Here is a 25,380-nt window from a genome sequence, read left to right as displayed (position 1 = left end):
TTTTTGAAATTTTTTGCAATTAATCTATTTTATGGATATCTTATATTTACTAAAACAAATGAAACTATAATTTTAAAAATTCACAAAGATGAAAATAGCTCGGTTTAGAGGATTTGAAGAAGGTTTTGTAATAGAAGAAAAACCACGACCTGCGCCCTCGGACGACGAAGTACTGATCAGAGTAAAGTGCGTCGCAGTCTCAGGCACTGATGTTTATCGATTCAGGAAATATGACAATCCGACAGTTATGCCCTTTAAAGATGGTGATACACCGGGACATGAAGCAGTGGGAATAGTTGAAGAAGTCGGCAGGAAAGTAAAATCGTTGAAGGAAGGTGAAAGGGTTGTAGTCCAGCCATTCTGGGGATGCGGCAAATGTGATAATTGCAAAAAAGGCAGGGAAAACTTTTGCCCAAGCATTCAGGCATTTGGTTTTCATATACCGGGAGTATTTTCAGAATATATAGTTGCGCGAGAAGATATAGCCCTTAACTTCAATGATGAAATAGACTTTGAAGAAGCTCTACCTACACATCATATGGCAGTAAATTTATATGGGCTAAAATCATCTGGTATTGATCTACAAAGTGTCAATACTGCAGCTGTTTTTGGGACAGGTAATCTTGGGCTTTTGATGGTTATGCAGTTGAAAGCCCTTGGAATACCAAAGATTTTTGCAGTCGATATCGATGAATCCCGTCTTGCGATAGCCAAAAAATTAGCAGGAAGCGTAACCATCAACGCAAGCATATCGAAACCTGATGAAGAAATTCGAAGGCAAACAGATGGAATAGGTACAGACATTGCAATAGAGCTGGCAGGAGGAAATGCGCCAACACTTGACCCTGCTCTTGACTCTTTAAGAAAAGGAGGAACATATATCGCCCTTGCTGTAAGAGGAATGGAGGATGGACTCAATTTTAGGAAAATTTTAAGCAAAAGCTTACGCGTGCAGGGTTCTTCAACACATACAATAAAAGAAATGAAGGATTGTCTTCAGATGATAGAGCAAAGATCAGTCGATACAAAGGAAATAATCACTCATCGCTTTAAATTCGATGAAATAAATGATGCCTTCAATTGCAGGGCTGATGACCCGACCAGTCTTTATGTTGTCGTTGATATTTAGAAAATCAGATTGATCTCCCACTCGCTGTCTAAGTGAATGCCAGCGTGAAAGGGATATTCTTTTCTCATAATCCCTTTTGTTTCCCTGCTTAAAACAAGTCTCGGGTTTTTGGAAAGTAAAGTTTTTTCAAATATATTGTGTGAATAAAAAAGGGAGGACAGTTTCTGTCCTCCCTTCTGAATTTCTTTCTTGTTGAATAATCTTAGAAGTGAACTTTTGCTTGGAGATAACCCCAGTTTGATTCGTTGGTGCTGGTTCTGAATCCACCTTTATCCAAGCCTCTTCTGATAAGGTCGCCATGGATGAAGAGTGAATAACCACCTTCGAATGAAACATATTCATTGTAATCATATTGTAAGGTTAGATCAACTTCATCGCCAACGCCATTCTCACCATCTATATTGACTCTCTTACCTGACATAAAATAGAGGTCTGGTCTTGGTGAACCATACCAAGCATCATTCTCTTCCGCAAGGCGGAGGTTGTGATACTCGATAATGGCGGTAAGGCCTTCAATTGGCTTAATAGTGATATTGCCGCCGACATCATACATATTCTGCCAATTCATAAAATCGATTCTTCCATACTTATCATGGTTTTCAGGAAAGAGATTGAGAAATGTATTTGAAGAACCGCTTGATGGAGAAGAATCACCTGACGCATGAGCAAAAAAGGCGCCAATTCTTGGTGCCATCATAATATCAGGGAAGCTCATTCCAACTTCGCCATGAATCGCCCAAGCATGATGGGTGTCTGCTCCGATTGAACCCATCTGCACTGCTGTTTCAACATTGTAATCCAATGTCTCCAACATCGGCAATACACCAACCAATCTGGTTCCTACTGTCCAGATTGTTGCGCTGTCCTTTGCATCAAGATCCCTAACGAGTCCAGCGGGGAGCATAAGTGTTCCAGGTTTCATTGTGTTGTCAAGACCGCTGTCCCTTAATACCAAACCATAGAGATCCATAGTTTTAAGACCAACATCCTCAAAATTCGATGTGGTCATATACAATCCATAGAAATCAACATCATCGTCTTCATCTAGACGATCATCCTTCAATTCTTCAACAACCTTTGCATACCATGCATCTACTTGAACGCCTTCTGCTGGTTCAATGATGAGTTTTACAGCGTCAAAACTTCTTCCAAAGTTGTCCCAGTCATTTGCGCCAACTAATCTTTCATCACCATATGAAAGAACCTGACGACCTATTCTCAAGGTGACAGGCAACCCACCGAGGTTTGCAATATCAAAATATCCCTGTTTCAGATCGAGGTTATTGTCATCGTGAAAGGACTGAAATCTTACATACTGAAGATCGCCTCTCATTCCCCCTCTTACATCTCTTTCATCACCGCCAACTCTTGCATCCTGTGCCTGAATGAAAATTCTTAAATTTTCAACAGGGGTGGCTTCAATGGAAAATCTTGTTCTGATCAAGAAGAAATCATCTGTGTTGTTTCTGTCCAAATCAAAGGCATCGAGGATTTCCCATCTTGTTCTGATTTCTCCACCCAACCTGATGCTTTTCAAGAAGCCAATGTTCTTTTCCCATGCTTCTTTCTGTGAGCTGACTTCTTTCTTCAAAGCAGCCAATTCTTTTTCAATCTGGTCAAGCCGATTCTCTACATCTGAGCGGGTATCAGCTTTTGCATGGGAAAGAGGGAGAAAACAAAGAATCAGAACTCCAACCAAAACCGCTAAAATTTTCTTCATCTATTACCCTCCTAAATTAGTAAAACAACTGCTTACAAAATATAAAAAATAAACCGTTGAACCAATCTGTCTGCTTAATCCTTTTCCCTTTTATCACCTCCTTTTCACTCAATTTTAAAACTTCAACCCATTAGTTTCAAATATCTCTCTACAAAACTGCGAAAATTTCTTTTTTTAAATGTTATTATAGCCAATTAAAATGAGTCAAGAAAAAATTGATTTATTATCAATAAAAATATTTCTCCCCCTATTTAAAAAAAAACGCTTTTTCGAGCCAATATATGCAAAACTTTAATTGTTTTATCAATATCTTTTTCACTATTGAAAATGCCGGGACTCAATCTCACCGTGCCGTTGGGGAAAGTACCTGCCAATCTATGGGCATCAGGAGCACAATGAATTCCAGCCCTTGTTATTATCCCAAACTTCTTATCAAGTATTTCAGAAACCTTCATAGGATCTCTATTTTTTATATTTAGCGATAAGACTCCTAATCTATTTTCTTTGCCAATAAGCCCGTAAAGTTCGATCCTATCTATATCCTTTATTCCATCTATAAGTTTATTTATCAGATTCTTCTCCTTCTCCGCTATCGCCTCTATCCCACCCTTCTTCTTTATATAATCTATCCCCGCCCCGAGAGATACTATCCCCGGAGTATTGAGCGTACCACTCTCAAACTTGTCAGGTAATTCATCAGGCTGATTTTCACTTTCCGAAAAACTTCCGGTACCTCCTTCTTTAAGCGGAATAAGTGACACATCAGGAGAAATATACAAGAAACCTGTCCCCTGCATTCCAAAAAGCCCCTTATGACCTGATGCGGCAAGAAGATCTATTGATGATGACTTTACATCAATAGGTATATGCCCAGCACTTTGTGCGGCATCAACAAGGAATACAACACCATACTCTCTGCAAATCTTTCCTATCTCATTTATTGGCACAATTGTGCCCAAAACATTCGATGAATGCGTAAAGACAGCAAGTCTTGTTTTCTTTGTAATAATCTTCTTAACATCGTCAGGGTCAATTTCTCCCCTCTCAGATGCCTTTACTTTCTTTACTTCAACACCCTGTCTTTTTAAAAGAGCAAGGGGTCTGATTACAGAATTGTGCTCCATCGGAGATGTTATGACTTCACCTGTTTCTATTCCCATTCCTTTTATTGCAAGATTCAGTGCTTCAGTGGCATTGGAAGTAAATATTATTCTACTGCTGTCATCAATTCCAAAAAAATCTGCAATCTTTTCTCGTACTTGAAATACCTTTCTGTATGCCTGCAATGCCATACTATTTGTTCCTCTTCCTGGATTACCGCCATATTTCAAAAGTGCATCATTTACTGCCTTTACAACGGAAGGCGGCTTTGGGTGAGATGTTGCGGCATTATCAAGATAAATTATTTTTCTCTTACTCTTTTTCATTCATTAATTAAAAAAAAGAATTAACAAATTAGCTGAACTTTTAACATAAAGAAGAATACATCTCCATTTGAATTTGAATTTATTAAAAAGAATTAAATTCTCCTTCCCCTTCATAATTAATTTTCCTCAGTAAAAGTACAAAAAGCAATCATCAACAATCATTAACCTAAAGGGTTGAAGATAACAAGATACTTTAATGTATTTGCTGAAAATTGAATTTTGGTAAAATATTTTCAATGCAAAGGATGAATAAATATAATTCCGAAGTCTTTGTATAGTTTTCTCTGTATTATTTTTTAGCCAATTTTAAGTATCAATTCCCAAAAAGGCATTTCTTTTTGTCCATTATCTTTTATAATTGAGTTTTTGAATAGAATTGATTTTTGATTATTTTTTGCTTTTTATAATTCTAAAAAAGGAAAATTTCAGGTGAAATGGTTTTTTGCTCTCAATGATGTATCTCACGAATTTGAAGCATATTCCAATATGCTCAAGGTTGCAGTCCACACGGCATTAAAATATACATCCTTATCTCCATATTTCTTATATGACGGCAAAGAAAATGCGCTGACAGATTGGCTAAGGGAAAGAGATGTGAAAATCATATTTCGCCGCTCTTTTCTTTATGAAAAGTTGAAAGAAATAAGTGAGAAAGAAAATGATACAAATTACCTATCTGTTGGTGCCGGAACCTTTCTTCGGATTGAAATCCCCCAACTCACTCTTGAAATGGGAATTCCTGATGAGTATGTGCTTTATACCGATGTGGATGTAATGTTTTTAAGTGATGTCAATGATTATATGGAAAGTTTAAAGCCGCACTTTTTCGCCGTTGCACCTGAGTTCTATATCGATAACTATAGAAAAATGAATGTTGGTGTAATGTTGATGAATCTCAAAAATCTCAGAACTATGGATAAGAAATTTCTAAAATTTACAGAAGAAAATATAGAATATCTTGCTAAAAAAGTCTGGGATCAAACTGCTTATCATAAGTTCTATAAAAAATGGTGGAAAAACCCGGAATGGGATAGACTCTCTCCAGAATACAATTGGAAACCCTATTGGGGGAAAGATTATTCATCAGCCAAAATAATTCATTTCCATGGACCAAAACCATATCAACGAGAGATGTTACAATCTGCTAATATGCCCGAAAATATCAAAAGTCTAAAATGGCTCGCAAAAGGCGCCTATTACGAACTCAGCGAATTATGGAGTAAAATGCTGAAGGAAGCGGAAGAGAATTTTCAATAATTAAGCTCTCTATAAGAAGTAATGAAAAAATTGATTTTGCCCATTCTTCTATGTAATATGAATATTGGATATTCAATTTATATAACAAATTAAACTGAAAGAATCAGCAAAGAAGTTTCATGTTGTCATCCTGACAGGTCCCCGTCAATCAGGAAAAACAACACTTATAAGAAATGTTTTCAAAAATTATCATTATGTATCCCTTGAAATGCCCGATCAACGCGCTTTTGCCATTGAAGAACCGCGAGGTTTCCTATCGCAATTTCACTACCCTGTCATATTGGATGAAGTTCAGCGCACACCTGAACTATTCTCATATATTCAGGTTATTGTTGATGAAAAGAATCAAGCAGGACAGTTCATACTAAGCGGTTCTTACAATTTTCTTCTTATGGAAAGAATTTCCCAATCTCTTGCAGGTCGCTGTGCAGTGCTTCATCTTCTGCCCTTTTCATTATCAGAGATAATGGGAAGACAACCCGTTTCTATCACAAAAATAGGTAATCAGAAAATTTCACATCAAAAATCAAAGAAATTCGATCTTATGGAAACCCTTTACAAAGGATTTTATCCAAGAATATATGACAAAAAAATTCCGCCACGTGACTGGTTGAGCAGTTATTTCCAAACATATATCGAAAGAGATGTACAAAATATCTTGAATATTGGTGATATCAAGACATTCGAAAGATTCGTTCTTCTTTGCGTCGGAAGAAATGGACAACTGCTCAATCTTACAAACCTTGCCTCAGATTGCGGCATTACCCATACAACGGCAAAACGGTGGATAGCCATCCTTGAAGCAAGCTTCATTATTATACTTCTTCGGCCCTATTATAAAAACTTCGGGAAGAGAATTATTAAAAGCCAAAAAGTCTATTTTCTCGATACCGGCCTTCGTTGCTATCTGCTTCGTATCCAAAGGGCAAAAGACCTTTTTCAACATTCTATGAGAGGTTCAGTTTTTGAAAGTTTGATTGTTTCAGATTTATGCAAAAATTTTTTCCATAGGGGAGAACTGGCTCCTCTCTATTTCTGGAGAAGTTCATAAGGAATGGGAATCGACCTATTGATAGATATGGGAAACTTTATTTTGCCCATAGAAATCAAATCCTCACAGACCATTGCAGATGATTTTTTCAAAAACATCAAGCTATGGCAGGATTTCTAAGACAATGGGGAAAGCGCCGCAGCTTTAATCGATGGCGGAGATGGGCAATTCAAGAGAAATAATGTAAATGTATTTGTATATCCGTGGGCGATTTTATAGAATCACGCTCTAATATTGAAGACCATCAAGAAATCAAAGGACTGAAATTCAATAGGATAATTGAGAATTAAGCTCTCTCTATTTTGATTTTTTGACAGATGTACTGATTATATTCTATTAATTTAAAACTTAATTTTTTTTTTGAACAATGAAGAAAAAATCAAAAATAGTGCCTAAAACAAAACGCCCCATCTTCGACTGCCATATTCACATACATTTTGATTTTCAGCGTTCACAAGAATATGCCAAAAAAATCGGTATAAATTTTAGTCCTGAAGGCCTGATAAATGATATGAAAAAGTACAATGTGGTAAAGGCGCTCATAATGTCCACTTTTAGCAATAGATTTACACTTGAGTTTGCAGAAAAATATTCACCGCATTTTCTTTGTGCAGCAACTCTGAATCCCCTCGCCTTTGACAAAAAAGATTTTGAATTTGTGAAGGCAAACCTCGCTAACAAATCATTCAGCGCAATCAAGCTCTATCCCGGTTATGTCAAATTTTATCCATACGAAAAAAAATGCGAGCGCATCTATAAACTTGCTATGAAATACGATGTGCCCGTCATATTCCATTCAGGCGACCCTGCATTTGAATCAGCGCCTGTAAAATACTGCCATCCAATTCACTTGGACGATACTGCCTGCAAGTTTCCAGATTTAAAAATTGTCATATCTCATCTTGGTTTTCCATGGTTTGCAGATACTATGGAAGTAGTCCTGAAAAATCCCAATGTATATACAGACATATCTGGCTTATTCTCAGGAGAAAAAAGCCCTTACAAAGAAAAGATGAAAGAGGAGTTGAGAAGGGAAATTGAAAAGATAATCTATTTCGGCGCAGGCGACAAAGTGCTATTCGGCACTGACTACTCTCTTGTATCTTATGATGAATACATAAATTTTGCAGAAAAACTTAAAATTAGTAAAACAGACATTGATAAACTTTTCTACGGCAATGGGGAAAGACTCTATAAATTTTAAATCTTTAGGGAGAGTTTTATGAAAAGAAGGTCCTTTATAAAAAAAGCAGGGACTGCAGTCATTCTTCTATCAGGTGGATTGCCAAAATTATTGATTGCCGATGAATCAAAATCCAAAGGATTGGTCGAAAAATCGGTTGTATCTGTAGTAACAAACAAAAACGCTGTAAATTCTCAGGGAAAGATAAATGCTGATATTGTAAAAGCAATGGTGGAAAAGGTGATTACACTTGCCACAAATACAAATACAACTGAAGAATCTTGGGCAAAAATATTTCCCAACTATAAGAATGATGAAGTCATAGGACTAAAAGTAAATGCTACAAATAGGAAACTTCCTACACATCCTGAAGTGGCATATGCAATTGCAGACAGTTTGATTGCAGCAGGCGTAAAACCGGGAAATATTATGATATTTGAAAAGCTATCGCGAAGTCTTGAAAAGACAGGTTATAAAATCAACGATGACAGCAAAAAGGGGATAAGATGTTTTGGTCATGACCATAAACAGCTTGGCTTTGACAAAAAAATCAAGGCGAAAATACCTACTTTGGGATTGGAGCTGAATTTATCAAGAATTGTCACAGAAATTTGTGATTATATAATTAATGTTCCGGTCCTAAAAAATTCTACCAACGAATCCCCTTCGTCAGGTAAGGCAGGAGTTACCCTTTCACTGAAAAACGCCTATGGCTATATACCTCTTGCAGATTTTCCATATGTGCCGCCTATTGAAGGGCTCGATCCTATCGAAGTAATCGAGAAAATGCATTCAAACAATGGCAATCCTCAAATTGCTGAGCTCAACTTATGTCCTGAAATAAGAGTAAAGACAAAATTCGTAATTCTGGACGGATTATTGGGGCTTTATGAAGGCGGTCCCTTTGGCCCTCCACAGTGGATAAACAATCAGATAATGGCATCTACCGATTTGGTGGCTATTGATACAGTGGGGATGAATACAATAGACGCAAAAGCAAAGGAAGTCGGTAAATCCCTTTCTTCACCCTTTGCCAAACATATCGCAACTGCATCTAAACTTGGACTTGGCAATACAGATGCTGATAAAATAGATCTAAAAAAATATATTTTCAGCTAAATAAATTATTCTATTTTAAAATATTCTATTTTTTGGGAAGCAGATTGACAAATTTTCGAAGGGAATGGCGAATTCATCAAAAAAATAAATATTACATTAAATATCAATATGTTATAAGTAGGAAGAAAAGATAATTCAATAAAATCTCCTTTACAAACTTCACATCTTTGTTTAACATTCTATCACCCTTCAAAAATCATTAAATTCTTTATGCAAAAAAAGAAAGTATATATTTCAGGAGATGCCTTTCTGAGTATGGTTATTGCCGCTGTCGAAGTATTCAGAAAGGAGACTTTGGGCATTTTATTGGGATACAAAAGTGAAAATGCGTTTGTAATCGAAAATGCAATTGCCTATCAAACTTCTGACAGATATGCCTCCTTAGTCCATCGCAACGATAATGCCCACAGGAGAATTGCAAGCTTTCTAAAAAATGTTAATAGCCCATCAAAGATAATTGGGGATTTCCATTCCCATACACAATTTGGTAATAACAAAGGAGGTTTCATCCCAAGCAAGGAAGATATAGAGGAGATGAAAAATGGAGGCGTATATTGTATAATTGAAATAAATCGAAAGAATAAAACTCAAATTTGGGATTACAATCGAGATGGAACGATGTCGGGAACTGTTGGAGATTATTTTATAAAGATTGCGGCTTGGTACCGAAATGAAAGAAACCTTAGACCACAACTTGGTACAATATCCTGTCCCTTTGGATTAGGATTTACTTGGAGTTATGAACAATATGAAAAATAAAAGGAGATCTTGAAATGGCTGATGAGTGTATTCAAAGGAAATCCAATCTTGAAAACTGCACATGCACTTACACCTCATGCAGTAGGAGAGGGAATTGTTGTGCCTGTGTTGCATATCACAGAAGCAGTAATGAAATCCCCGGATGCTTTTTTTCACCAGAAGCAGAAAAGGATTGGGATAGGTCAATTAGAAGATTCATAAAAGATAAAAGTTAAAAGAGACGAGCCATTTTTTTGACATCTGAATAAAAATTCTGCTTTTCATTCGTAATTTTTTTGACGTTTTTTTCTCTTTAAAAATCACAACAAGTATTCTGTTCCAAAATTTTCCTACAAATCATTCTTCTTAAAACTCACTGATTTTTCGAAATAAAAAATAAATCATTCTTATCCATTAACTTTTTTTCCTTTCTTCCGATACAAGTTGGCACAGGGATTGCATTATAAGGAAATAAAAACATTAACCATGGAGGGTTTGAGATGAATTCGTTACATTTAAACATCCCAAAAAGTGTCAGAGAAATTCTACCTGATGTAGCACACGAAATCTACAAAGATGCCTACAACTTTGCTTGGGAATATTACTGCGGTGATGATGAAAAGTCCCACAAATATGCATGGAAAGTTGTAAGGCGCAGTATTACAGAAATAATCTTGGACATCAAATCACACTAAACGGAAAAAACTAAAGTTCTTTTAGTTCTGCTGTAAAGAATTAAATTTTTGATTAGATATTTTATCTTCTCTGACTAATCACAATTTCTTTTCTTGGTTGATATCCTTCCAATCCTTCAAATCGTGCTTTCCATAAAAAAAACAAATATTTACACTTTCTAAATAGTATTTTCATACTTATTTTATATCAATTCTCGTGATGAGATGAGGGGGGCTTAATCTTCAAAGGGAGGATGAAAGATGCCGCAAACATTGAAGCTTAGATACAATGAAATGGTCAAAGAGAGATTTGCCAATGAATATGAACTGACAAAAATCGAAGTTGACGACGACCTTGCATATATGAAAGCTGAAAAGGACGGAGCAACAATGGAGCACATTTATGAAGCATATAAATGTGAAAAAATAAAAAAGATTCGCCTTGCCAAATTGAATGCTGAAGGAGCTGTTTATGTCCGCAATGCTGTGATTGTTCCCTGCGACAACTATGATCTACCCCTTTTTTCATACGATATCGTAGAATCAGTCAATAAACTATTCGCTATTATCGACATAATCCCTTGGCGAAAAACTGAAGAATATCGCAAAAAATATGTAGAACCAATGAAGCCAATAAAAGAGAAACATTCTAATATACCTGTCTTAGAGAAAGCTAAACAGGAGCTTTCAGATTGGGGCAGAGAATTTGAGTCTGGATATAAATTTTATCTAAGATGTGAAAAAAAATACGAGCCAAGAGTAGAAGAAGCATTCAAAGATTATCTTGAACTTTATATGGGATATTTAAAGGAAGCTGTTCCCATTGAAGATGAAGCAATAAAAAAAGAAATCTTGGATTACAAAAAATATTATCAAGAAGTGTATCAGAAGAATGATCCCGGCAAGGGACCGGTTACAGTATTTTTCGGGAAGGAATGGGCTGATAGATTTTTTGCTGATTTTCCTTTTTAAGAGAAATATCTTGATTGCACTTTTTTCTCAGGTCTCCAATATAGTATTGTGCTGTTTATAGGTAAATTCCTGCTATTCCCATGTCTGATTCGACAACCCACTGACTCTAACTACTGAATAATCCAAGAAAACTTTCAACAGCATTCGAAAGAGGCTGAATGTTTTGGGAAACCAAGAAAAAAGGATAACGACAAAACGAGAGAGGCAAAAAACAAGTAAAAAAATTCTTGAAAATTCACTACTTAAATGTGAAATATTTTTTATTATAAACAAGAAAAATGAGGAGGAATTCATAATGCCGCAGACATTGAAATTGCGTTTTAATGAAATTGTCAAGGAGCGTTTCACAAAAGAATTTGACACAAAAAAAGTTGATATTGAAGATGATCTTGCATACATAAAAAATGACAGAGACGGCGCCTTTGTTGATCATACATATGAAGTCTTGAGATGCAAAAAAATAAAAGCAATAAAACTATCAGCTTTGAATGCTGAAGATACTATCTATGTAAGAAACGGCATAATACTTCCTGAAGACGACTACGATATTCCGCTTTTCACTTATGACCTTGTTGAAGCTTCAAGCCGTATGTTTTCAACTATCGATATTGTTCCGCTTTTGAAAAATGAAGAATACAACAAGAGGTATGTTCTCCCAATGAAGCCCATTACTGACAAATACAATGACATACCAAGAATTGAAGGTGCAAAACAGGATATTTCAGAATGGGGCAAAGAATTTGAGTCAGGCCAAAAGCTCTATATAAGATGTGCCAAAGAATATGAGCCAAAAATAGAAGAAGCTTTCAATGAATACCTCGATTTATATATCTCTTTTATCAAAAATGCTGAACCTATCAATGATGAAAATGCAAAGAAAGAGATGGCTAATCTGAAAGAAAGATACAAGAAGGCATACCATGAAAACGACCCCGGAGTAGGACCAATGACAATATTTTTTGGAAAGGAATGGGCTGAAAAGTTTTTTGAAGAATTCCCCTTCTAATTCATTTCTTCTTTGAGGAAAGCATTTTAGAAACAATATTTAGATTTTTTCTTGCTGTCTCATAGTAAGGATCAATCTTTAGGGCTTCTTTGAAATGTAATGTTGCCTTATCAAGGTCATTCTTTTTTATATAGAGCGCACCAAGAAGATTATGGTATCTCTTATCATTCTTTTTTGAAAGGAGGTTTGATAACTCTTTTTCTGCGTCCTCTAAATCACCCTTTTCAAGATAATTCACTGCAATACTGTAATGTGCCTCTACATAATCGGGATGCTTCTGAATAATCATTCTATAAATTTCTATTGCTTCATCGTAGCGTTTCATTGTTGTATAGGTCATAGCAAGATAAAGCCAAGCATCATCTGCTTTTGGATTTATATTGATTGCCCTTTTTAAACTTTTTACTGCATCATCATATCTGCCAAGTGAAAAATAAACCCTCCCCACCTCTTTCAAAGCTTCCCAATCATCAGGGGTTAACTCAACAACCTTTTCATACTTCTTCAGTGCGTTACTAAGATCCCCCTTTTTCATATAGAGAATGCCAAGCTCTTTTTGAATAGGCACATCGTTAGGATTTATTTTCTCTGCCTTTTCATATTCTTCAATAGCTCTATCTATCATCCCCTTCTTTTTGTATATTAGAGCAAGATTGAAATAGGCATCAACATATTCAGGATTGATATCAACAGCTTTTTGAAACCACCCTACTGCTTTATCATACTGTTGTTTATTGCAATATAAAACACCTATGTTGTTGTATGGGAGAGGATAGGAGGAATCGAGCTGTATAGTTTTTTTATACTCTCGCATTGCGCCTTCATAATCATTCATAGCTTCAAGCGCCATTCCAAGATTGAGATGCGCACGAGCTTTATTGGGGGATTTCTTGACCGAATCAGACCAGAGTTTATATTGGCTTTCCCATACTTGATTGCGATTGTATGTCAAAAGGCATAACAAGATTATGATGGTGCCTGTTGAAATCCATACAAACAATTCCCTTTTTCTCAATGATGAAAAAAAGGAACTTATGCCTTTGACAAGAAAAGCAGCAAACAGGGTAAATACTCCAAGTGATGGCAAATAAATCCATCTCTCACTTGCAAGGTCATCAAGTGGGAAAACCGAAGTAGGCAGAAGATTTATTACAAACCACAAAAAAAAGAAGACAACAAATCTTTCTTTTCTAAAAAATATAAAAACCATTATGAAAAGGGCTGTAATACCAAGAAGGGATAAAATTCCCTGCAAAGAAAAAAGAGAAGTAATCTCCCTGATATCGTGGCAAATATTGAGATTTACAGGAAAAAGCAGAAGTTTGAGATAAAAGAAAAAAACCTTCATCTGGCTCAAAAACTGAGTGTAAAAACTTCTTATTTTAAGACCATATTCAATATCCTTGACCAAAACAATGCGGGAAATGAAATATGCAACAATCAGAAAGCCCCAAAGGGCATAGATGAGAAAAGAGATCTTAGGAGCTCCATTCTTTTTTTCCCTTTTGCCTTTTTCTCTATATACAAACAAATATTCAATAAGAAAGCATAGCAAAGGAAGAGCAAGAAGGTTTTCCTTTACTAGCAATCCCAAAAGGAAAGAAACGAACACTAATAGTGAATAGATTATTCGATTTCTCCCTTTTTCAATCAAATATTTAATAAAACAAATCAATGCAAAAAGGTAAAAGAACGCTGAAAGAATGCTTGAGCGGCTTGAAATATAAGTAACAGATTCTACTGCCGTGGGATGACAGGCAAAAACCAACGATGAAATGAAAGAAATTATTTCAGAATAGCAACTGACGAAACTTTCCTTTGATAAAAAATTGGTAAAAAACAATATACAGAAAAGGTAAACTAAAATTGAATTTATAATATGGACAACAATATTGAATGTTCTATAGCTTGAAGGGTCCAATTTTGATATTTTGTAATTGAAGGCAAATGTCAAAGCCAAAAGAGGCCGCGGAAGATTTTCCTCGATAATCCTTCCAATATCAAAGCTTCTGATTGTATAGTTGCTCAAAATAACAGGGTCATCGTCATAAAGGAATGGATAATCGAGAGTTATAGAATAGGTCAATGAAACAAGTAATACTATCAATACAATCGCTATTTTAAAATTTCGCGAAATAGAAGGCATAAAAAAGCGTCATGTTTCATTTATACAAAGGTGAAACTACTTGAATAAGGGTATATTTCAAGAGCTCCTATTCTCTATTCTTCCAAGAATCTATAATCTTATCGCTTTTGCAGACTTCGCCAAAATTCTGATCCATATTTATCAGTGCTGCCTTCCTAAGTTCAGGGTCATATGAGGCAGTCAAATCTTCGGGTATAACGGCATAGTAACCATGCATAAACGCAGAGCGCACAGTAGTTTCAACACAAACATTAGTAGCTACACCTGTTGCGATTATTGTCTTGATTCCCAACTCCCTTAACTTATTTTCAAGTTCTGTTTCAAAAAAGGAGCTGTATGTAGTCTTTCTGATAACAAAATCACCAGGTTGGGGCTCGATACAAAGTTTTCCTGCGCTTTCAAAGTCAAAGTCTTCCTTAAAGATTTCTGCTCTTCCATGCCTGTCAAAAAGCTCTTTAGTCAATGAAAAATCTCTGAATGCCTTAATATCCTGCTGAATGAAAATTATTGGAACTCCGCTTTCCCTTGCTTTTTCCAAAAAATTTTTTATTGGTTCAATGACAACACCTGTTACATTCTGAAGAGGACCGCGGCAGAACATATTTTGAACATCGACTATGACCACAGCTGTGTGAGAGGGGTCAATTTTTTCATCAAAACTTAAAGTCTTTTTTTCATTTGCCATTTTTTCCACCTCATATTTAGTTTTTGTTTTTTTTATTATAATTTTTTTTTAAACTCTTCAAAAGGCAAAAACAATTTCAGTTATAGGGAAATTATGGAAGCAATCTTTGTCATATTGAATTCTCAATGCACAAAAGAATGTCCATATTGTTTTTACAATACCGGACATCAGAAGAAAAGACAACAGTATTTGACAACAGATTCAATAATGTCATTTATCTCCCCTTTAAAAATGAAGGGCTTGCAAAGTGTCATATTGACAGGAGGCGAACCACTTCTTTTTAAAGAATTACCTGTGTTGATTGAAAATCTTGCAAGAGAAGGACTATATTCACTTTTGATAACAAATGGCGATCTTCTGACAGACGAGAAAATCGATGAAATTACTCAAAAAGGCATTTCATCAATTTCTGTCTCTCTGCATATTGAAAAAGATGATGAACATTTGCTTGAAGATAAAATGTTTACCACCTCATCAAAGATCAGTCTTCCTCTAACATTCATATTTACACTTACAATTCCCAATTATAAACTTGCAGGCAAAGCAGTAAAAATAGCAAAAAAACTTGGACGAGGATTGATTCTCCAACATGCTTTTATTCCACATTATTCAAAGCAATTTAAAGAACTTTCTTTGAGACATCTCTTCAATGAAAGAAAGGATTTGTTCAAAAAGTTTAGGGAAGAAATTTTGGAATGGTCTAATGCCTATAATTGCATCGAATATGCAAACCTTTTCCTATCTTTTTTTTCAGGGCGAAAAGAAAAACCGCAATTCTGTCCTATGGGTACTGACATAATGGTTTTAAACTGTGATGGCAAACTTGTTCCCTGTTTTCATAGAGAAGACCTTCATTTAGGAAATATATTTAATGATGATATTTCATCAATTGTGGAAAATCGAAGGAAATTTTCAAATATTCTTTGTAATGCCGAATGCTTCGGCGAACATTGCGTCTCCCTGTTTGCGTAGATAAATCTCACATAAAGGTAATGTATAAGTAGGTATTAAAGACAAAATTCTTTAAGGTTAATGATAACACTTGATTATATTACAGATGAAAAGTAAGAAATCATCAATATCTTTTCTTGCATTCACAACGGGAGTTTTCGCAATAATTTTGCAGTCCGTAATCATCAGAGAATTTTTAGTGGTGTCATTTGGAAACGAGCTTTCCATTGCGCTGGTCCTGGCAGGATGGCTCACAGGCATTTACGCAGGCGCCTTTATTTCGTCGCAGATTAGAAGCCCTAAATGGGAATCAATCCTTCTCTATATTCTCACCTTTATGCCTTTTCTATCATTTTTCATTCTGTCACTGATTAGGAGCTCTCGCGAAATTTTAAATATCGAGGCAGGCGAATATTTCTCATTTGCAAAACTTTTCTTAATCTCTTTTACTTTAATACCTTTATCAAGCCTTCAAACAGGATTGATTTTCCCGCTTCTTTGCAAAGCAAAAAAAGAAAAATCCGCTGATAATAAAAATCCTATTCAATGGATTTACGTTTTTGAATCGGCAGGCAGTCTTTTTGGAGGAGTTGCCTTTACATTTATTCTAATAAACTTTTTTTCTTCATTTGAAATTCTAACTATCATCATCGAATTTTCCCTTCTTGCTGTATTTCTATCAATAGAAAAGGAAGAGAAAAAATCCCGCATTTATGCTGCAACTGTATTGATATTTTTAATAATAATCGGCTACTCCTTCGGAGCCGTAAAAAAAATAAATGACTACCTAATCAACTCACGCTGGAAGGCTGTCGCGCCTGATACAAAGCTCATAAAGTCAATCGATACGAAATATCAGAATATTGCTATTGGAGAAAGGAATGGACAGATAAATTTTTATCTCAATGGAGAATATTCCGGAACATTGAAAGATGAATATGGCTTTTCAATGACTGCTAATTTTATAATGAACCAAACAAACAACCCCAAAAAAGTTCTTTTGATAGGTGGTGCATTAACAGGATTGATAAAAAAAATCCTCAATTATCCTATTGATTCTCTCCACTATGTAGATATAGACCCTCAACTGATAAAGGCATCAGAAGAATATGCAAAAAAGTTTTTCCCAAAAATCCTCTCAGACAAGAGACTTAAAAAATACGCATTGGATGGAAGGTATTTTCTTGCAAGAAGCAAAGAGAAATACGACATCATTATACTGAATATTCCGGAGCCCCATAATGCTGTAATAAACCGATTTTATACAGAAGATTTCTTCAAAAAATGCAGCAGCAAACTGAACAAAAAGGGAATCGTAGCCCTCTCATTAACACTTCAAAACAACTATTTGGGAGGCGAATCGCTTTATTACGGAGCATCGATATATAATTCGCTAAAAAAAGTATTCAAAAATGTCATTGCAACTCCCGGAGAAAAAATCTTTTTCCTTGCTGGAAACAGTAAAGATTCTCCGACAACCGATATCCCAACCCTCGAAAAACGTTTTCTTTTGAGCAATATTTCTGACCCCTATTTCACAAGGTTTCATTTTCGCCTTCTTCTTCCAAAAGAAAGATTAAAATTCATAAACGAAAAACTCTCATCCATCAAAGAAATCCCTAAAAATACTGATTTTCATCCAATATCTTATTTTTACAATCTAATATTGTGGGACAGGTTTTCAACTGAAAGGAGTCAGGGTTTTTTTGCATCTGCTGCATTATTTCTAATATCACTTCCCAAAATTTCATATTTCATAACAGTCCTCCTTTTCTTTACAGTTATCTGTGCAATAATCTTAAAATTTGCTGACAAAACTCCTAAAGCCCTTCAGACAATTTTCACTACAGGTTTTTGCGGTATGGCATCAAGTTTAATTCTTCTTTTCTCATTTCAAAATATTTTTGGCTATATATACAGTATGGTGGGGCTTTTGATAGCAATATTTATGGGGGGATTAACAATAGGAGGTTTCGCTTCATCTCTCTTTTCCAAAGAAGAAGGAAAGACACAAAGAGGCATAATCTTCAATCAATGTCTTATGGCAGCGGCTTTTATCTCGATGCCTTATTGTTTAAAAGTGATTTCAAAGAACGCTGCATTTTCTCCTTTGAAATACGAGATACTCTTTTCAATAATTATTTTCCTCTTTGGTTTGTTAACAGGCATACAATTTCCTCTTGGAGGCAGGATGTTGATTTTTTCGGGTCATTCAGTTGAAAAATCCTCCGGATATGTGGATGCTCTTGACCACTGCGGTGCATTTGCAGGCGCAATGGTTACAGGGATAATTCTTCTTCCAATTCTTGGCATAACCTTAACCTCTTTTCTTGCAGGATTTGCAAATCTACTCTCAGTTTTTCTTTGGTTCATAAGAGAATCGTAAGAATTTTTCTGTTAATCCAAACCTTTTTAATGTATAAGGATGCTGTAATTATAAATCTTTTAACGAGGAGTTATATTATGTCAGAAAAAATAAGTGAAAAAATCTTTAAACGGATATCAGAAGTAGTCAATCTCGAGCCCATTGACGAGTTTAAAGACATTGAAACCTTTAAAGCATTGGATGGAAGAGATGCTGGCATATTCCGTGCCTACAAAGGCGAAAAAATTAAAAAATTTTCCATTGCAGAAATCAGCGTTGCACCCGGAATGACCTATTTCAATGTAGGCATCAAACCGGAAACAAATTACAACATTTCTACATTTGCAATAAACTATATGGAAATGCCTGATAAAATTCAGTTCGATGTTGACCTTTATCCTGCTGTGGACCTCGTTGAGCATCAAGATTTTATCGATAAATATTATGAGCAGTTGAATGGTGTATATATGGAAGCAAGAAAATCTGAAGACTTCCAATGGAAGCCCTCTGATTTTGCCTGGATGAGAGCAAGGACTTCACCCTACTTCTTTATGTCTCCTGCGGCAAAAGAAAAAGAAGATAAAGTGCACAATTTGATCAATGCATATCTTGAAGTTTGGATTCAAATGTATCAGAACGAAAAACCGGTATCCGAGGAAATGGCAAAAGCAATTGAATACAGGAAAAAATGTATGATCGAGGTACTTCGCGAAAAAGAACCGGATAAAACGATTATCCAAAAAGTATTTGGCAATGAACTTACAGAACGATTAGCAGAAGCTATGATGTAGAAGCATTTATTGGTTTACTTTTCTTCCAAAGAAAATAACAGCCGATAGCCCATATTATCCTTGATGAAACATTGAGGGTTTGCTCAAGAAATACCGCGTAATTCGATGTCAAATTGAATTTACTCCCTACATAGCCCATACTTGTTGTCATAAGGACATCAAGGGCAAAGAATATCACAGCGGCTGTAGCTTTTCTTCTCAATGATAGAAGAATAAGACAAATCGTGGTGCCTAAACCTCCGAGAATCATCATAGGAAGAAAGATTTTTTTAGAAGATGCAATGCCAATGGCGTTTAATGAGCTTTCCCCTCCTCCCTTTTTCAAGAGCACCATCAATAAAACATAAAAGATGATGAAAAAACCTATGCCCATTAGAGGAAATTGTATATCACCCAAAATTCTTATGTCTGTATCTGCCATCGCAATAATCAGCTTCCAAGTAGCTTTAGACATTCCAGCGAGAAAAACAAAAACAGATGCAATCAAAATAAGCACATAATGGAATTTGTTGATATCTCTTCTGATGCTTGAAATTACAAAATAAATGCCAATAACGAAAACTATATTTGGTAAATAATCATAAAGCGCTACTCCCAATGAAACATCAGGGGCTTGCATATTAAATCTCCTATTTAAAGAGGTAAGGAAGAATCGAATATTTAGCCGCAATAACTCCGCCTATATCCTGCAGGAAATGAAGAATTGCAATGGGCCACATACTTCTGCCTTTTCTATAAATAATCAAATAACCAATGGTAATTGGGTATTGGAGAAACATAAATATTGCAAAATAAGGAGAAACGGGCTCCATTCCTAAAAGAAATTTGGTCCAGAAAATTACATGGATAAGCCCAATGAAACCCCAAAAGAAAATCAAGCCAAGAGCATGTCCCAATATCTTCAATCCTTTGCTTTCAAAACGGTTTGCAAAAGCATCATATATATAAATCCATAAAAGCTGTTCGCTAAATGCATTGATAGTGCACCAAACGACGAGAGTAAAAGCAAATCCCATAAAAAAACTAAAAGACCTTTCGTATCCTTCAGCAATTGGAGTTACAAATGCAGCAGATGCAATCAGTATCATCATTAAAACAAATAAAATCACGAAAAGTGGTGTAATCATCTTTTCAGGCCAATAATAATCTGCTGTCCCCTTCCTCCAAAAAGCAATACCCCAGCAAAAGCCATAATAGACAAGAATCGGCAAGAGCGCCCCCGTTAGGTCGTAAAGTGCCTTGCAGAGAAAAGGGAGTCCACCCGTAATTGCAATAGCAAGAATAATATCGAGATTGGTTGATTTAAAATCGACTCCTGAAACTTTGTCCATAATATCCTCCCTCAAATCATTGCGTCAGTTATTCTTTGAATGATATTTTTGTCTTCGAGAATTTTATCGAAATAACGTGCTTTACCAGGGTCACCTTCTGCTGTTATCTTTCTTATCATCTCCTTTCTTCTTTTAATCAATGTGATTTCATCGTCATCATCAATGGGTTCTGCCTTTTTATACATTTCAAGCCACAGTTTAAGACGTTTGAAACTCAAGTTTATGAATTCTTCTGATTTGTCTGCAGGACAAAGCCCTTTAATCCAATAAGGAGAACGCATCGTCCTTGACCAGAAAAAATCAGATTCAAGCCTTTCAACATTATTCATAGACAAAAACTCATCATATGTCTCTTTCAGTGGATTAAAATATTTTTCAAGATAATCATAATTTACAACCGGATCCTTTACGCCATAAAAATCCACATCCATATTGATACCTTTTGGCGTATGACTTAAATTACAAGCAAATATTGGGAGGTCATAATTGTCTTGCGGAATTATGCTCAGGCCGTTTATTTCAACACCAGTCATAGTATAGTTGCCGTAAGCGATCTTTACAATCTTTTCAGCTTTAAAGTGTTTTACTCCACCTTTGATAACGACTTCTCCGTTTTTCCCCTTTGCCTCGAAGTCGGTCAAATCCGCAAATGGAAAAATCTCTTCAAGGGTAATGGAGTTTTCTATTTCTTTAAAAAGGGCATTGAGATAAAATTTCATAATCATTACTCCTCATATTTTCAAAAGGAATCTTTGAGACTCATTTTGTCGAGATTTTTTATCTTTTCAAAAAGTTCAGGCCGCTCTTCTCGTATTTTATCCTTATATTCTAAAAAAGCCGACCAAATCAATTCGGGCGTTTTATACTGGCTGAAAGTACCGGGGAAAACCCTGTCCTGAACAAGAGAAAAAAGATAATCTATTTCATCGTCAGTATAAGTGGGAATCAGTGCATATCCTTGAGCTACACGAAAAAACTTGTCACTATTGAACTCAAACTCTTTGAGCCACCACCTTTTATATTCATCAAAACCATTTTTGCCATCGAGCTCTTCCAAAACTGCTTTTGCCGCCTTATAACCGCACATCATCGCCCCCTGTGTTTCCACTTCCACATAAGCCGCTGAATCACCGGCAGCGATTGCATTCCCTTTGAAAGGTTTCTTCATTGGCGTTCTGACTTTTATTGAACAACCCGTTTTCTTCTCTATCATGGCATTCTCAAAAAGATACGCTAAGGGGCTTTTAGTCAAAAAATCATTCAAACACCGTGCATCACAAACCACTTCGGTAATACCATCTCTAAGCCCTATTCCCATAAATACTGGCGCATTGGAAAAATATTTTCTTCCAAAATGCCCTATCCATGATGCCTCAACATATTTCTTTACACCTTCCATCTCATAAATCATAGAATATGCCGTAGTTAGAAACTGCCTTTCTGTATTCATTCCAAGGCTCTCTGCAATAATGGAATTTACTCCGTCGGCAATGATTATCTTTTTTGACCTGATACTATCTTTTCTCTTTCGTGAGACTGTTTTTATCTCTACTTCATTGCCTTTGTCTTCAGCTGCATAGGCAACTGTTTCATTTCTCATCTCAACACCTACTTTTTCACATTCTTTCCATAATCCTTTGAGAAGAGCCCCTTTATCAAACTTCAATACTATGGGCTTGTCTTTTTCAGGATAGCGAAATCTCAACTTATATCCTGAAGGGGAAACATAAAATTTATCATAGACAGGCTTGATTATTCCTTTATAAGGCACTGAAAAACCATTTTTAGGGAAGATGAAGGAATCATTTTCATATCTGACGCTTTCTCCCATATATCCTTCATCTAAAATAAGATGCATACAGCAGCAGCGTGTAATCTTTTCTATATTCTTCCTTTTTTCAATAATGATTGCCTTTGCACCTTTGGAAGCACTTTCCATTCCTGCCACAAGGCCTGCAGGACCTCCTCCTATTATGGCGATATCATAGACCATAAAACATTTGTGATAAGAAAATTATAAAAAAAAGCAGGTGCAGATTTAGTTTATTAAAAGGGGAAAGATTGAAATATTCACTTGAGAAAAGGGAGGTGATTGAAATTGTTTTCTTACTTTCCCTTTTTATTTTCTACCCTCCCAACCTGCTTAGAGAATACTTCCAAATAATTCTATTGGCTTATTGCGCTCACTGGACACATATCAACGCAGGCATAACAGTCTATACAGGTATCTTCATCGACCACTGCGTTTGAATCGTCTTGCAACTCCAACGCACCTTGTGTGCATGCGTCAATACAGCATCCACAGGCAATACATTTTTCTTTATCTATAGTTGGCGCCATTTCCTTTTATCCTCAAAATGTTCCTTTCAATGTTATGCTTGTTCTTTTTTCAATCTTCGCATAGAGCTCCGGTTTTTCCCTTTTTATCTTTTCAGGGTCTTCAAGAAATGCCTCCCACATCAGCTTTGGTGTTTTATACTGGCTGTAAGTTCCCGGAAACTCTTTCTTTGCTCCAATGGAAAAAAGGTAATCGAGCTCCTCATCGGTATATGTTGGAATCAAGGCATAGCCTTGAGCTACCTGAAGGAAATCCTCACCATTAAATTCAAATGAATCCAGCCACCATTTTGTATATTTTTCAAAACCTTTTTTACCCTCAAATTCATCCACAAGAGCTTCTACAGCTTTATATCCGCACATAAGGGCACCTTGAGTTTCAACTTCAACATAGGCAGCCGAATCCCCTATTGCTATAAAATTTCCCTTGTAGGGCTTTTTCATTCCTGTAAATGCTTTGGCTGCGCATCCTGTTGCGCGGACTACCTTTGCTTTCTTGAAATTGTCCTTAAGCCGTCCCTTCGTCATAAAATTGTTGCATATATCAGTGGGCATATTGTTTTTTCCGCCAAGAGCTACTAATTCAACGATCCCTTCTTCAAGTGTAATTCCCATCAGCACTGCAGCATTGGAATAATAGCATCTTCCAAAGTGTCCAATCCATGTTGCTTCAGGATGATTTTCTGCACCTTCAATCTCAAATATCATCGCCAAGCCAGTTGCAAAATAAGTTCGTCCTTCATTCAATCCAACAGCTGCTGAAATCCGAGAATTTACCCCATCTGCAATTATTGCCTTCTTGGCGCTGATCTTGTCGTGTTTCCCTTTGCTCACAACATTGATTTCAACACTGCTGCCTAAATCCTCTGCATTGTATGCTGCAGTTTCACCTACCATTTTAACGCCTTTATCAGCGCATTCATTCCAAAGGTCTTTTAGAAGAAGTCCCTTATCAAAGCGGTAGGAGATAGGTTTCCCTGTATCCCTATTCTTGAAAACAAGCTCATAACCTGAGGGAGAACGATATATTTTTGTATATACAGGTTTGACTTCGCCTCTGTACCCCACTTCAAATCCGGTTTTTGGAAATATCATTTTATTGTCTTTGTATTCAGCATTCTCTCCCATATAGCCTTCATCGAGGATAAAGTTCATACAACAGCATCGTTTGATCATTCCTACATCTTTTCTTTTCTCTATTACTACAGTCTTCAATCCCTTTTCAGCCGCTCTCTTAGCGGCCATCAGCCCGGCAGGACCGGCTCCTATTATGGCAACATCGTAACTCATTTCTCCTCCTTCTTGTTTTTCTGTGCCTGCTTTTCTCTCCAATCACCGCAGTAAAAATTGTAGGCATTATCAAAGAGCAGAGCTTTTTTGAACTGAGGTGAAATTGGAAGAAGTTTTATAAACTCAAGGGCTGTCGAATAAATTGGAAGAATCAATGGAGAATCGGTACCAAAGAATACCTTATGCGGTACAAGTTGTTCAAGCATTCTTATATGTTCCAGGTCCATATAATATCTCATCTGCATCAGCATTGGATGGGGCACTGTAATGTCGGTATAAACATTTGGATGCCTGATGACATTCCAAATTGCCATTCGTGGATTATTCATTGCGCCGCAATGGAGTTGAACAATTCTTAATTCAGGAAAGTCTACTGCAACATCATCGACATAGACAGGGTCCTGATACTTGGCTCTTGTCCCTCTAATCTCTTCGACTCCTGTATGAATCTCCACATGGAGGCCTAATTCAACGCATTTTTCATAGATTGGATAACAGCGTTCCCTGTCATTTGGATAACCGGCTGTTGGAGTGTGAATCTTCACACCCTTGAAACCAAGCTCTTTTGCCTTATATACAGTTTCTATCTTTTCGCTCTTGTCAGCTTTCGGATTGATGCCTGCTACTGCCACAAATCGGTCAGGATAGGGATCAAGAAATTCCTCCTTGATATATTCCATAGGTACTTTCCAGTGCTCGTTATAAGGGGGATCAGAAACAGTGTCCATACCCATCAAAAGAGCTTTTTCAACTCCATTCTCATTCATCAACTTAATCCATGTATGCACACCAAAATCAGGAATCTCATCAGGAGAAGTAATAGGTTTTGTAGGGTTTGGATCGCCAAGAGCCATTCGCAAAGCCATCTGAGTCTGCGATGTAACTCCGTCTCGCGCCATCCAAAGGCGCATACATCCGGGCCTCTTTTCTATATCCTTTTTTTCAAAACCGGGATGAATATGACTGTCAAAAACTCTAAATCCACCCTTCGGAGGTGGTATTTTATTGCCATCTTCAATGATATCTTTCTCTGACATTTAACTCTCCTTTCACAAATTTTCCACTGAAAAATCCTGTGTTAAAAAAGAAATATTGCCACACAAACTTTTTGATTACTTATAAATCAAATTCAACCTTGTCAACAGAAATTTGAACAATTTATTGAATTGTCCAACAACCTTTTTTCTTTTTTCTTTCTACTACAATTG

23 protein-coding genes and 1 pseudogene are annotated in these 25,380 nt (G+C 36.2%); 13 read left to right on the top strand and 11 right to left on the bottom strand.

The annotated features are described in order from the left end of the window. Positions 1 to 88: 88 nt before the first annotated feature. A complete protein-coding gene (locus tag D6734_00385; protein RMF98441.1) occupies positions 89 to 1,129 on the top strand; it encodes a hypothetical protein in 1,041 nt (346 codons plus the stop codon). Between the two features lie 202 nt (positions 1,130 to 1,331). Here the strand turns inward: D6734_00385 and D6734_00380 are convergent, their stop codons facing one another. After that, entirely contained in the window at positions 1,332 to 2,849 is a 1,518-nt protein-coding gene (locus D6734_00380; GenBank protein RMF98440.1) for a DUF3373 family protein, read from the bottom strand. 251 nt (positions 2,850 to 3,100) lie between these two features. Further along, complete coding sequence (locus D6734_00375; protein RMF98442.1) at positions 3,101 to 4,255, bottom strand: aminotransferase class V-fold PLP-dependent enzyme; 1,155 nt, start codon at positions 4,253 to 4,255, stop codon at positions 3,101 to 3,103. 450 nt (positions 4,256 to 4,705) lie between these two features. On the opposite strand from D6734_00375, the gene D6734_00370 reads away from it, so the two are divergent. From D6734_00370 to D6734_00330, 9 genes and pseudogenes are all read left to right on the top strand, one after another. Continuing rightward, complete coding sequence (locus D6734_00370) at positions 4,706 to 5,533, top strand: hypothetical protein (GenBank protein RMF98439.1); 828 nt, start codon at positions 4,706 to 4,708, stop codon at positions 5,531 to 5,533. Positions 5,534 to 5,621: 88 nt separating this feature from the next. Then, a pseudogene (locus D6734_00365) lies at positions 5,622 to 6,803 on the top strand (ATP-binding protein). A gap of 148 nt (positions 6,804 to 6,951) precedes the next feature. Then, a complete protein-coding gene (locus D6734_00360; protein RMF98438.1) occupies positions 6,952 to 7,788 on the top strand; it encodes an amidohydrolase in 837 nt (278 codons plus the stop codon). An 18-nt stretch (positions 7,789 to 7,806) separates the two neighbouring features. Then, the gene (locus D6734_00355; protein RMF98437.1) at positions 7,807 to 8,886 is read left to right on the top strand and encodes a DUF362 domain-containing protein; all 1,080 of its coding nucleotides are present in this window, start codon (positions 7,807 to 7,809) and stop codon (positions 8,884 to 8,886) included. A 210-nt stretch (positions 8,887 to 9,096) separates the two neighbouring features. Further along, positions 9,097 to 9,645: a hypothetical protein gene (locus tag D6734_00350; GenBank protein ID RMF98436.1), complete on the top strand. Its 549-nt coding sequence runs from the start codon at positions 9,097 to 9,099 to the stop codon at positions 9,643 to 9,645. 14 nt (positions 9,646 to 9,659) lie between these two features. Then, complete coding sequence (locus D6734_00345; protein RMF98435.1) at positions 9,660 to 9,860, top strand: hypothetical protein; 201 nt, start codon at positions 9,660 to 9,662, stop codon at positions 9,858 to 9,860. Between the two features lie 264 nt (positions 9,861 to 10,124). Further along, entirely contained in the window at positions 10,125 to 10,319 is a 195-nt protein-coding gene (locus D6734_00340; GenBank protein RMF98434.1) for a hypothetical protein, read from the top strand. 240 nt (positions 10,320 to 10,559) lie between these two features. Further along, positions 10,560 to 11,270, top strand: a complete 711-nt coding sequence (locus D6734_00335; protein ID RMF98433.1) for a hypothetical protein — start codon at positions 10,560 to 10,562, stop codon at positions 11,268 to 11,270. A 163-nt stretch (positions 11,271 to 11,433) separates the two neighbouring features. Next, on the top strand, positions 11,434 to 12,276 hold the full coding sequence (locus D6734_00330) for a hypothetical protein (GenBank protein ID RMF98432.1): 843 nt from the start codon (positions 11,434 to 11,436) through the stop codon (positions 12,274 to 12,276). A 1-nt stretch (position 12,277) separates the two neighbouring features. Here the strand turns inward: D6734_00330 and D6734_00325 are convergent, their stop codons facing one another. Then, entirely contained in the window at positions 12,278 to 14,422 is a 2,145-nt protein-coding gene (locus D6734_00325) for a tetratricopeptide repeat protein (protein ID RMF98431.1), read from the bottom strand. 67 nt (positions 14,423 to 14,489) lie between these two features. Further along, positions 14,490 to 15,107: a cysteine hydrolase gene (locus D6734_00320; GenBank protein ID RMF98430.1), complete on the bottom strand. Its 618-nt coding sequence runs from the start codon at positions 15,105 to 15,107 to the stop codon at positions 14,490 to 14,492. Positions 15,108 to 15,200: 93 nt separating this feature from the next. On the opposite strand from D6734_00320, the gene D6734_00315 reads away from it, so the two are divergent. The 3 genes from D6734_00315 (at position 15,201) to D6734_00305 (ending at position 19,214) form a co-directional block, all read left to right on the top strand. Next, on the top strand, positions 15,201 to 16,079 hold the full coding sequence (locus tag D6734_00315; protein RMF98429.1) for a radical SAM protein: 879 nt from the start codon (positions 15,201 to 15,203) through the stop codon (positions 16,077 to 16,079). Positions 16,080 to 16,164: 85 nt separating this feature from the next. Further along, on the top strand, positions 16,165 to 18,444 hold the full coding sequence (locus D6734_00310) for a hypothetical protein (protein RMF98428.1): 2,280 nt from the start codon (positions 16,165 to 16,167) through the stop codon (positions 18,442 to 18,444). Positions 18,445 to 18,473: 29 nt separating this feature from the next. Further along, a complete protein-coding gene (locus tag D6734_00305; GenBank protein RMF98427.1) occupies positions 18,474 to 19,214 on the top strand; it encodes a hypothetical protein in 741 nt (246 codons plus the stop codon). On the opposite strand, the gene D6734_00300 is transcribed toward D6734_00305, so the two are convergent. From D6734_00300 to D6734_00270, 7 genes are all read right to left on the bottom strand, one after another. Further along, a complete protein-coding gene (locus D6734_00300; protein RMF98426.1) occupies positions 19,204 to 19,833 on the bottom strand; it encodes a hypothetical protein in 630 nt (209 codons plus the stop codon). The two genes, D6734_00305 and D6734_00300, sit on opposite strands and share 11 nt — an antisense overlap. 10 nt (positions 19,834 to 19,843) lie before the next feature. Further along, positions 19,844 to 20,545 carry a hypothetical protein gene (locus D6734_00295; protein ID RMF98425.1) on the bottom strand — a complete coding sequence of 234 codons (702 nt, stop codon included), beginning with the start codon at positions 20,543 to 20,545 and terminating at the stop codon, positions 19,844 to 19,846. Positions 20,546 to 20,556: 11 nt separating this feature from the next. Then, on the bottom strand, positions 20,557 to 21,270 hold the full coding sequence (locus D6734_00290) for a hypothetical protein (GenBank protein RMF98424.1): 714 nt from the start codon (positions 21,268 to 21,270) through the stop codon (positions 20,557 to 20,559). A 14-nt stretch (positions 21,271 to 21,284) separates the two neighbouring features. Further along, the gene (locus D6734_00285) at positions 21,285 to 22,538 is read right to left on the bottom strand and encodes an NAD(P)/FAD-dependent oxidoreductase (protein RMF98423.1); all 1,254 of its coding nucleotides are present in this window, start codon (positions 22,536 to 22,538) and stop codon (positions 21,285 to 21,287) included. A gap of 173 nt (positions 22,539 to 22,711) precedes the next feature. After that, a complete protein-coding gene (locus D6734_00280; protein ID RMF98422.1) occupies positions 22,712 to 22,885 on the bottom strand; it encodes a 4Fe-4S dicluster domain-containing protein in 174 nt (57 codons plus the stop codon). Between the two features lie 12 nt (positions 22,886 to 22,897). Then, positions 22,898 to 24,172, bottom strand: a complete 1,275-nt coding sequence (locus D6734_00275; GenBank protein RMF98421.1) for an NAD(P)/FAD-dependent oxidoreductase — start codon at positions 24,170 to 24,172, stop codon at positions 22,898 to 22,900. Continuing rightward, complete coding sequence (locus D6734_00270; protein ID RMF98420.1) at positions 24,169 to 25,209, bottom strand: amidohydrolase; 1,041 nt, start codon at positions 25,207 to 25,209, stop codon at positions 24,169 to 24,171. Before D6734_00270 ends, D6734_00275 begins: the two co-directional genes overlap by 4 nt. Between the last annotated feature and the right edge of the window lie 171 nt (positions 25,210 to 25,380).

It is taken from the genome of Candidatus Schekmanbacteria bacterium (genome assembly GCA_003695725.1).
In the GTDB taxonomy this organism is placed as follows: Bacteria; Schekmanbacteria; GWA2-38-11; order GWA2-38-11; family J061; genus J061.
This window is presented reverse-complemented; position numbering and strand designations above follow the sequence as displayed.